The 10797-nt window shown below is 46.1% G+C and carries 9 protein-coding genes; 2 read left to right on the plus strand and 7 right to left on the minus strand.

From position 1 onward, the window contains the following. Positions 1 to 74: 74 nt before the first annotated feature. The 5 genes from rpsJ to T472_RS08195 form a co-directional block, all read right to left on the minus strand. Positions 75 to 383 carry a 30S ribosomal protein S10 gene (gene rpsJ / locus T472_RS08175; RefSeq protein ID WP_023388317.1) on the minus strand — a complete coding sequence of 103 codons (309 nt, stop codon included), beginning with the start codon at positions 381 to 383 and terminating at the stop codon, positions 75 to 77. 464 nt (positions 384 to 847) lie between these two features. Further along, positions 848 to 2491 (minus strand): ABC transporter ATP-binding protein, encoded by a 1644-nt coding sequence (locus T472_RS08180; RefSeq protein WP_023388316.1) that lies wholly within the window; start codon positions 2489 to 2491, stop codon positions 848 to 850. Further along, positions 2488 to 4128, minus strand: coding sequence for an ABC transporter ATP-binding protein (locus tag T472_RS08185; protein ID WP_023388315.1), 1641 nt, complete (start codon positions 4126 to 4128; stop codon positions 2488 to 2490). Before T472_RS08185 ends, T472_RS08180 begins: the two co-directional genes overlap by 4 nt. A 167-nt stretch (positions 4129 to 4295) precedes the next feature. Then, positions 4296 to 5033 (minus strand): MBL fold metallo-hydrolase, encoded by a 738-nt coding sequence (locus T472_RS08190; protein ID WP_023388314.1) that lies wholly within the window; start codon positions 5031 to 5033, stop codon positions 4296 to 4298. Next, positions 5021 to 5680, minus strand: a complete 660-nt coding sequence (locus tag T472_RS08195; RefSeq protein ID WP_023388313.1) for an HAD family hydrolase — start codon at positions 5678 to 5680, stop codon at positions 5021 to 5023. Before T472_RS08195 ends, T472_RS08190 begins: the two co-directional genes overlap by 13 nt. A 194-nt stretch (positions 5681 to 5874) precedes the next feature. Between T472_RS08195 and T472_RS08200 the strand changes: the two genes are divergently transcribed. Both T472_RS08200 and T472_RS19760 read left to right on the plus strand, forming a co-directional pair. Next, positions 5875 to 6729: an MORN repeat-containing protein gene (locus T472_RS08200; protein ID WP_023388312.1), complete on the plus strand. Its 855-nt coding sequence runs from the start codon at positions 5875 to 5877 to the stop codon at positions 6727 to 6729. Positions 6730 to 6803: 74 nt separating this feature from the next. Next, the gene (locus T472_RS19760) at positions 6804 to 6950 is read left to right on the plus strand and encodes a hypothetical protein (protein ID WP_023388311.1); all 147 of its coding nucleotides are present in this window, start codon (positions 6804 to 6806) and stop codon (positions 6948 to 6950) included. A 318-nt stretch (positions 6951 to 7268) separates the two neighbouring features. On the opposite strand, the gene T472_RS08205 is transcribed toward T472_RS19760, so the two are convergent. After that, entirely contained in the window at positions 7269 to 8966 is a 1698-nt protein-coding gene (locus tag T472_RS08205) for a S8 family serine peptidase (protein ID WP_023388310.1), read from the minus strand. 235 nt (positions 8967 to 9201) lie between these two features. Then, complete coding sequence (locus T472_RS08210) at positions 9202 to 10557, minus strand: S8 family peptidase (RefSeq protein WP_023388309.1); 1356 nt, start codon at positions 10555 to 10557, stop codon at positions 9202 to 9204. Positions 10558 to 10797 lie beyond the last annotated feature (240 nt).

The raw sequence follows: 10797 nt of genomic DNA on the forward strand, positions 1-10797 counted from the left end.
ACCTCCAAACTAATTAGCGGATCGCAACAACTTGTGCGGTCATAACAGTCCATAGAGTCATCTACAAACCATTCCTACAGCTTTATCTCGATGTCGACTCCTGCCGGCAGGTCAAGTCTCATGAGGGCGTCAACTGTCTTCGGTGAAGGATTGACGATGTCGATGAGTCTCTTGTGGGTCCTGAGCTCAAACTGCTCTCTGGAATCCTTGTACTTGTGTACTGCCCTGAGTATTGTGATGATCTCCTTCTCCGTAGGAAGGGGAACTGGTCCGACTACCTTGGCTCCTGTGTTCTTTGCAGTCTCCACAATCCTCTCGGCCGACTGGTCGAGTACGCTGTGATCAAATGCCTTGAGTCTGATTCTGATCTTCTGCTTTGCCATTTTTTTACCTCCTTTGTCTTGTACGATATACTTCTAACGCACAACAGCTGGTATCCATACACTCTTCCGGGTGTTTCATGCAATCATGGCGCACCTTAAGACATGACGATACCATCGCCCAGGTTCTCGACCCGGACATGCTCATCAAGAATTAACCTGTAAAGTCCAGCAACCTCTTGAATCATCGCTGTTCGCCTTAACCATAACATTATATGATATTACGGCTATGGATTCAATAGAATTTTTATGAATTATGGCTTTTTCATAAAAAATATACTATGGCGCATCTTTTCTATTGTACAAAAAAATATTTGACCATGCAACAAAATTTTAATTTATTTTATTAGGACTATTAAACCACACCCAACCGGTTTCCCGCCCCCTCAAATCCTGATAAACGGAGTAAAAAATCCCTGCAGCCTTCTGCAGGGAAACCTAAGTACATCTTTATCCGTTATTTTAGATCATTGCAGGACTCCAGCCCTCTCAAGCAGTGATGAGGCTCCCTTTCCTGATATCCTTATGATGTCGTCGTAAAGAGATTTGTTTTCATCAATAACCACATGGCTGACATTTATGACAGTAAGGTCCTCTATCATGAGGATGGTCCTTTCGATATCCCTCGCAGTGTTGTAGTCAAGGCTTGCAAATGCCTCATCAAGCAGAAGTATGTCAGATTTGGACAGCAGCGCCCTTGCAAGGGCTATCCTGCCCTTCTCTCCTCCAGAAATGTTCCTTCCGTTGTCTTCAAGCACCGTGTCAAGGCCCTCAGGAAGATTCACAATGAAGTCAGTGAGCCCTGCAGCACTCGCGGCTGACTCGATCGCATCAGAGTCCGCCTCACGGTATAGTGTCAGATTGTTCCTCAATGAATCGTCAAATATGAATATCCTCTGCTCCACATTTGCAATACGCCTGAACCAGCTGTCCTTGCGTATTGACTTGAGCTTCATTCCATCCACAAGTATATCTCCGCCATCCACATAGAAGTACTTCCTCAGAAGTCTCAGGAGGGTTGATTTGCCGCCGCCGCTTGGACCAACGACAAGGTACTTCCCGCCTTTCCTGAATGAAAGGTCAAGGTCCATGAAGACCTCATTTTCACCATATGAGAAGCTTGCCTTCTCTATTTCAATCGTTCCCTTGAATTCATCGATCTCATCAGTCTCAATATTTTCACTGGTGTTCTTCAGTGATTCCTCAAGCGACCTGAAAAGAGGCTTTGAAGATATTATCTTAGGATACAGCTCTCCTGCCATCTGAAGCGGCCTCATCATCCTCTCTGAATTGTTGACTATAAGGATGACTCCTCCCAGCGTTATCTCACCCTTGATGGCGTAATAGACTGACGTCGCGATTATTCCCATGAACACGAGTGTCATCGTACCGTTCTGGAATGCATATATGTAAGTTGAGTACTTGTCTATCTGGAAGCTCTTTTCCTGAAGCTTCCTGGACCTTTTACCGAAATCCTCAGTGACCTTCTCATAGAGGTTGTTTGCCCTGACTATCCTGAATGCATTGAGTACCTCGCTGGTGTATGTGGTATAGGCCTCATAAAGCTTGCTCCTTTCACCGAACAGCTTTTTCAAAGGCTTTGATACGACACTTGAAAGTATACCCATGACTAGTGTCAGTCCGATTATAAGGAACAGTATCCTTCCGCTCACCCCTGCAATGATCACTGCAAAAACAAAGAACGATGCAAATGCAAGGGAAAGCTCAAACAATGCATCTATGAAATTCGTATCTATAGTGTTCATGTCATTGGTTATATTCGAAACATACCGTGCGCTGCTCTCATTGTTGAATTCGTTGATGTTCTTCCTGAAGACCCTCTGAAGGTAATCCTTCTTCAACCTCAGGTTGGCGTCTCTCCTGTAAAAGCCCTTGAGCACGGAAAGGATCGTGTTTGTCACAAGAACCCCTGTGGCTAGTAATGATATTATTACAACTTCGCCCATGAAGCCTTCTCCGTTCCTGTAGAAGGCGACGTCTATGATGTCCTTGATATGGAGGTTAAGCAAGCCCTCGACAACGGCAGTCGCTATTCCCGACAGCAGCGCTATGGCCATGAGTGGCAAGGCCTTTAGGTATGACTTCTTCATGACTCCACCCCCGACAGGTACTCGGACGTTGTCATCTCCCTGACCTTCCCGTTGACTATTTCAATTACATGGTCGTACTTCTCCGTAACTCCCGGATAGAACCTGTGCGATACCGCGACTACAGTCGTGTCAAGTGAAAGCATGGTATCTTCCACGAGCCTTCCAAGGGTTTCATCAAGCGCTGATGTTATCTCATCAGCGAAGAGTATGTCAGGCTTCCTTATTATGGCCCTTGCTATGGAGATCCTCTGCCTCTCCCCTCCTGATATGTTCTTTCCGTTCTCCTCTATGACCTCGTCAAGTCCGTTTGCCTTTGATGAGATGAATGATTCGAGCCCTGCTCCCCTTGCCGCCTCCATTATCTCCTCGTCAGTGTATGGCTTGTAGAGTGCTATGTTGTTCCTTATGGTATCCTCGAACAGGAATACATCCTGATACACGAAGCTTGCCTTTTCATTGAAGCTCTTCTCGGAAATCTCACAAAGGTCGGTTCCGTCCACAAGCACCACTCCCTCCGATGGCTCCGCCACCTTGGGCAGGAGGTTCATCAGCGTTGACTTGCCCGCACCGCTAGCACCTTTAATAAGATACTTCCTGCCTTTCATGAGCTTGAACGACGCATCCTTTAGTATCATCCTGTCGCCATAGTAGAAGGACAGGCTGTTCGCTTCAATCGCATTACAGAAATTGAAGGGTTCAGTACCAGAAGTTCCATCCTCCACATCCTTTGACAGTATCCTTTCCACGACCTTGGCATGCGATTCAGCCTCGTTCATCAGCGGCATTGCCTCGGTGATAGGCCATATCATGGAATTCGCTATGGTCACTGTGAAGAATATCCTTGCAAGGTCAGCCCCTTCCATCATGAATGAAAGCACATAGACAAGCAGCAATATGAATACTATGGTTCCGATAAGGAACGAGAACTTCCTCTGCCAGTATGTGAATACAGCGAACCTGAACTTCTTCTTTTCAACCATGTCAACCTCCCTCATGGTGTTATGAAGGAACCTGTCCTCGATCCTGTTGAGCTTCAGTATCTCAAGTCCGGAGAAGGTGTTTGATACGCTTACAGTGAAATGCTCGCTGCTCTTCTGTACCTCTGCCTGCATTGCTACAGTCTTCTTCTGGAACAGCCTGTTGATCCAGTATACTGCAACTGACAAAGCCAGCATCATGAGAGCCAGTCTCCAGTCCATGAACAGCAGTATGAGCAATGCGGCGAAGTAAGTAGTCATGAGGAAAATGATGTTAAGTATTGAATAGAAGAATCCGTTCTCGAAGTTGTTTATGTCATTGACAAGGTTCGAAATATACTCGCTCCTGAGTTTCCTGTTGAATGACCTGTAGGATTTCGTGATTATGGTATCGAATGCTGCGTTCCTAATATAGAGTATGGTATCCTTCATGAATCCGATCCTCTTGAACCTGGAGAACACGAAGAGGACCTGGCCTAACACAGCCTGACCTGCCATAAGCCCGATAAGCAGATAGAACCTTCCCATATTCTTTGTCTGCACAAGGCCTACCAGATTGGAGAAGATGATATTGCTAACTATGACATCCTCCACAAAAAGTGTTGATGCCAGCACATATATTATGAACGCCTTCTTGTTCCTCAGCAGTATCTCCTTCATAAGTCACCCCCAGAAGAATTGTCTTTCACTATTACACCATGCATGATATCAGATTCGAGCCCGAAAATGATTACATTCCAATTTCTATTGTACATATATATCCTGCAATGTCACTCGATTCATCAGATTTTAATCTGGAAAAGAAAAAAGACAGGTTTCCCTGTCCATTAAAGAATCTCTCCCAGGAGCTCAAGTTCCTCCCTCAGGTAGTCTAGCACATACTCCTTGGACCTTGGCTCGTCATGTCCATGCAGCGCGAGTTCAAAATCCATCCATTCAAGCGCTTCAATAAGCATTCCAAGTTTTTCCCTGTGGTGGCTGCCAGTACCGTTGTGGAAATCCTCAGAGGTTATGTCTCCCAGGAACACCACCTTCTCCTCCGGTACATAGGCTACTACGCTGTCCTCAGAATGGGAGTTAGGAAGCTTCATCAGTATGCACGTAACTCCCCCGAGGTCGATCTGAAGCAATCCGTCAAACACAATGTCAGCTGTCTTTACATCAATCAGTGAGCGATCCGGATATTCCTTTCTTATGTTCTCATCACAGAAGAGGATATCTTCACCTGTCTCTATCCTCCTTGACATGGCCCTGTCGGTCCATTCCCATTCCGACATCTCTATAAGCTTGAGATTGGTTTCCAGGCTTGCAACAGAGACCGCACCGATTCCGCTCAATCCGTAACAATGGTCCCAGTGCCAGTGTGTTATTGCCACATACCTAGGATAAGCCAATCCCTTCGCAACGACTCCATCCGTAAGAATTGCAGCATGTTGCCTGGAGTTGCCTGCGTCTACCATGAGTGACGCCATATCCCCTGAAACATATCCCAGAACAGGCCTGTCAGTCCTCTCGTCTGCATCTGTATACCAAATTCTTTCTGTAAGCCTCTTCACCTTATCCATGCTGCAACCTCGAGTATTTTCGGCACCTCGGCGAGGCTCTCGACTATCCTGTACGCTGTTCTGCTTATCTCATCATCCGGCTCGGTGAAGTCAGGTATGAAAATACACCTCATGCCCGCATTGTTGGCACCATGAAGCCCGGACCTCGAATCTTCGAGAACTATCGAGTTTTCGCTCATTGTTCCAGCCATTTCTGCGGCTTTCAGGAATATCTCAGGATCAGGCTTACCTTTCCTGATTTGGTCACCTGTCACCATTCCATCAATCCTTTCCTCAAGTCCCAGCTTTTTGACTATGAATTCAGCACGTGTCCTGTGGGACGATGTGGCGACAACCCTTCTGTATCCATTTGCCTCCAGATAGTCAAAAAGCTCGAAAAGCCCCGGCTTGGTATCAAGCTTCTCTTCAATCATCCTCTGCGCAAGTGCTATCTTCTTTACGAAAAGCTCATCAACAGGCACCTCTTCACCATAAATGCCTTTTATTATCACAGCTATGTCCCTGTTGTTCCTGCCAAGCGTCAGGTCAAACTCCTTCCTCGTGAAATCAATCCCGACACCTTTCATGACCTCATGCCATGCCCTGAAGGATACTGTCTCCGTATCCACCATCAGTCCGTCCATATCGAATATTACAAGCCTTTCCATCTATCCCTCTCCTAACAAATCTCAAATTTCTAAACTAATTGTACCACATGTTACATAGTCCCATTTCCAACATCTGATTTCCACCTAAGAAAAGAAATTCATATCAGTCCAAGAATGCTGTTCTCCAGCCAGTAACAAGAGCTACAATAAAAGCAGATACCAAGTGCTGCTGTATTATTCAAGGGGGTATTTTAATGATTGTTTTTTCATCTGACGCAAAATATGTCGGCGATGTGAGGAACGGAAGATGGCACGGCACAGGAATGTTGACAGATACTGACGGTTCAAGGTACATAGGAGATTTCAAGGACGGAAGGATCACAGGATATGGTATCTATACAGATAGCGATGGTGCGATGTACATAGGCGAATTTCGTCACAACAATCGAGACGGCTTTGGCATGATCGTAAACCTTGATGGTAATACCCATATCGGTACCATACGGAACAACAAGGTAAACGGACCTGGATTGAACTATAAGCCGGATGAGGATGAGCTTATCATCGGTGATTTTACCAACGGTGAAATGACTGGCCGTTTCCTCTGGACTAAGCCTGAAGGCTTCAAGTACATCGGAGACATGAAATCCGGAAACATGCACGGACAGGGCCTTTGCCTTACAAACGGATTCAGATACCTGGGTGACCTCCATGAAGGTACGATGCAGGGTGAAGCACTGATAAACACTCCGGACCACGAAAAGCTGGTGGGTCAGGTTGAGAATAATCTCCTGAACGGCCAGGGAATGTACTGCTTGGATGATTTCAAGTATATCGGGGGCTTCAAGGATGGAGCATTCCATGGGTATGGAATGGCTCAGGATTCTGATGGCATATTTTACAATGTTAAGTCAGTCAATGGTGAACTCACCACACTATCACAAGCAAACGGAACCCCGGTCAAATCAAGGCCAATGCCTGCCAAAAGACTGCAAAAAAGTAAAGGCAGCCATGGCCTCCTCACTCTGATCGGCGGAACTGTGGTATTTTCCACCAGTCTCCTGAAAGGACTCATAGAATCCCAAGGTAAAAAGAAAGACAGGTGGTAACTGATCATATTATCACCAGGCAAGGTATCATTGGGTTATGCAGAAGCTTACTCCCTGCCTGCTGGAGGTGTAACATGAACTATCTTTGTGAAGAACGGACAATAAACGTTCCTTTGGAAAAAGTTTGGCCGATTGCCAGTGACTTCACCAAATCTCCAGCTCCCAGACTTCCAATAGAAATAGTAAACAACGGAGATCCAACAGGAATGGGGATTGGCTGAGAACGGAAGGTCAAAACCGGTCCGCTGATCTTCCGTGAGAGGCTGACTGCCCTAAGTCCGACAGACTACTAGAATATGAGATCCTTTCCGGACCACCAGTCAGGTATGAGAATGACAGGGTTGAATTCAGACGGGAAGGTGATTCAACAAACATAAGATGGATTACAGGGTTCAAGGTAAGGTATCCTGGTATAGGCTGGTTATTAAAGCTGGCTAACAGGGGTATTCTACAACAGATTCATTGATGAGCTGACAAAGGTCAGATGATAAACAGGGAGCATTTCTTTCGAATTGCTCCCTGCCCTTTTCTAATTTTGCCTATTTTCCGGTAGTGAATGTGACAGTCCATGTTGCTGCATTTGTATTTCCTGCAGAGTCCTTCACCGCACCCGAACTGACTGTCAAAGTATATTTAGTGTATGGCAACAAAACAGCTACAGGGTCTATTACCAGCTTGGCTGCCTCTGTTGATTGAGTTATATCCACTGTGGCTGAAGAGCTTGTCACTTTAAGACTTATTGCACCTGAATCATTAATGTTTATTCCCTCACTGAAGGTCACAACTAAATTATTTGCCTTCTTGAAGTTCTTCGCCCCATCAGAAGGTACGGACGATATCGCATACGGAGCTGCCGTGTCACCGGCTGGAGGAGGATCATCAATAGTTCCGCCTGCTAGCTCCAGTGCCTTCCTTGCATTGACCATTCCACCGGTCACGGTCTTTCCTGCGAGTGACAGAAGAGGATTTGCCAAAGCTGATTTCAAGATTATGTCCTTCACTTCAGAAGTGTTCAGGCCACTGCTCACTCCCATCACGAGGGCAGTAACTCCGGTAACATGGGGAGCAGCCATGGATGTCCCGCTCATATATACATACTGAGGATCAGGATACGTGCTTACGATGTTCACACCGGGTGCCCCTACATCAACCCTTGTCAAACCATAGTTTGAGAAGGAAGCAAGCGCTCCTTTGTTGTCTACCGCTGCAACAGAGATTATGTTCGCACAATCATAAGAGGCCGGGTAGCTTGCGATCCTGTCGATATTCCGCTTGCTGTTACCTGCCGCTACTATGAATGGCTTAGCAAAATCATTGATGGCAGTCCTGAGAGCTTCATCGTATGAACCACCGCCCCACGAATTATTGGAAAGATCAGCTCCATTGTTCCTTGCATAGTAGATTGCCTCTATGGCATCCGCTGTCGTTCCTCCTTCTGCACCGAGGAACTTAAGGGACATGATCTTTACGTTTGGTGCGATTCCAATAACCCCAACCGTATTGTCTGATGCTGCTATTGTTCCTGAAACATGTGTTGCATGCCCATCCTCTTTAACGCCAACAAATACATTTGCCGTATTGCTTACAAAATTCCATCCGTTTATATCATCAATATACCCATTGCCATCATTATCTATTCCATCACCAGGAGTCTCATCCTGATTCTTCCACATTTTTCCTTGAAGGTCAGGGTGACTGAAATCAACCCCAGTATCTATGACAGCCACAATGACCTCATCAAGCGACTTAGTACCGAGATACTCCCATGCCTCAGGAGCATCGATGTCAACATCAGCGACACCTGTTACTCCCCCAATTGGTTGCCCTGTATTGTTCAGGCCCCATAATAAGCCATAATGAGTATCATCCGATGGATTGACGTCAGTTGCGGGATAGTAAAGGTAATTAGGCTGCACATTCTTCACCATCGGGTCAAACGCAATCTTCGCCTTTGCCTGAGCTACAGTGAGCCCTTTAGGGACCTTTATTAGCTCGGTATTCTTCAGCGGCAATTCCTCCACAATTGTCAGAGCATGCTTCTCCCTGACCTTCACCTTGTCAAAGACGCTTGTTGTGTCTGAATATGTGACGATGAGTTCACCCTCCACGTATTGTGGTTTCCCGCTTGAATCAGAGGCTTGCAGTGACCTGATCTCCGATGCGCCTGCTATCAAGGAAGACGATATGAACAGTGCGGCGATAATTGAGGTTATGAGCAGTTTCCTTTTGCCTTTCATCCTGAGTTCCCCCTCATTTTGTATTCATCAAGAGTATTGGGGATTCCGTCCCCGTTTACTTTATTCTAATCTCGTATGACAGGCCTTTCAAGAGTTGTCAGATTATTCAATTATATATTTTCCCTCATATTGTGACAAAATATAAGGGATAATCCCAAAACATGCCCCTTCAGGCTGTTTTTTTGATTATCCCCTTATCTTTATTCAATATGGTTTATGTATCAGATACCTGTTCCTATTTGACTTTCGCCTTCATGGCAAGCTTTACCGCTGCCTCAGCATTTGCCAGGCCGCCTGTAAGTATCTTCCCCTCAAGTGAAGTGAGCCTGTTGGCTGTCGCTGACTTCAATATTATCTCCTTGACCTGCGATGCTGTAAGGCCAGTCTTTGCACCAAGCATCAGTGCAGCTATGCCTGATACATGTGGAGCAGCCATTGAGGTTCCGCTCATCCATGCATAGGATGAACCAGGATAGGTACTTGCGATATATCCGCCGGGAGCTGCCACATCAACTGAGGTGATTCCATAATTCGAGAAATCAGACATAAGACCCGTGTTGTCCACTGATGCAACCGAAATTATATTGCTGCAGTCATAGGATGAAGGATAGTGGGCTTTAAGGTCATTATCAAGTGATTCATTTCCTGCTGCTGCTATGAAAGGCTTGCCGAAATCCTCGATGGCATCCTTAAGGGCCTGGTCGTAGCCTCCGCCTCCCCATGAGTTGTTGGCTATATCAGCACCATTGTCCTTTGCATACTTGACTGCGAGTATCGCATCAGCTGTTGAACCGCCGTTGATCCCTATGAACTTCAGAACCATGATCTTCACATTCTGGGCAACTCCTGCGACACCTATGCCGTTATTGGTCTGAGCTGCGATAGTTCCCGAGACATGGGTCCCGTGCCCGTCAGCCTTGGCGTTGGTGAATACGTCGTTGTTCCTATGGAAGAAATTCCAGCCGTTGAAGTCATCTATGTAGCCATTGCCGTCATCATCGAAGTTCTTCAGTCCGTTTACTTCCGCCTCATTCATCCATATGCTTCCCTGAAGGTCAGGATGGTCAATGTCAACACCAGTGTCGATTACTGCAACTACAACTTCGTCAGCTGATGCTGGCATCAGTCTCCATGCTTCAGGAGCGTCTATATCAATGTCCGGTGTTCCCGCTATTCCCAGGATTTTCTGACCCTGGTTGTCAAGGCCCCACTCTATTCCGGCATAAGGGTCGTTTGTTATGGCTGCATCAGGATAATATAGGAAATTAGGCTGGACTGACATCACATTCTGTTCAAATGCAAGCTTCTCCCTGGCCTTCGATGTGCTTAATCCTGCCGGCAGCCTGACAAGCTCCATATTTGAAGGCAGGTCCCTGATCTTTTCCAGCGAATTCTTTTCCCTTACCTTTACCTTGTCAAAAATGGTAGACTTACCGGAATACCTGATTATAAGCTCCCCTTCGACATAATCCGGCCTTGTGGAGACATCGCCTTCAATCAACTTCAGGTCCTTTGCAAAGACCATTGTTGCTGAAGAAGCTAAAAGAGCAGTGACAACAAGCAAGCTGACTAATCTGGCGGTTCTCTTCATTTTGTTCCTCCCTGACATTTTGATTAAAGCAATGCGAAGCTTGACACGGCAACGGATAATGCGCTGAAATCCGCATCCATAGCCATTTCCTTCATTTTACTTCCCAATCCGCCATGAATCAACCAGTTTTCTGACATTTCTGCACAATATATCAGATTCATACAATTATGTTTTCTTTGCATAGAAAAAGCCGCAGCTAAATAGCTGCGGCCCAAAGTGCTCTTATGCCTTTATGGTGGT

The organism is Youngiibacter fragilis 232.1 (assembly GCF_000495435.3).
GTDB lineage: Bacteria > Bacillota > Clostridia > Clostridiales > Clostridiaceae > Youngiibacter > Youngiibacter fragilis.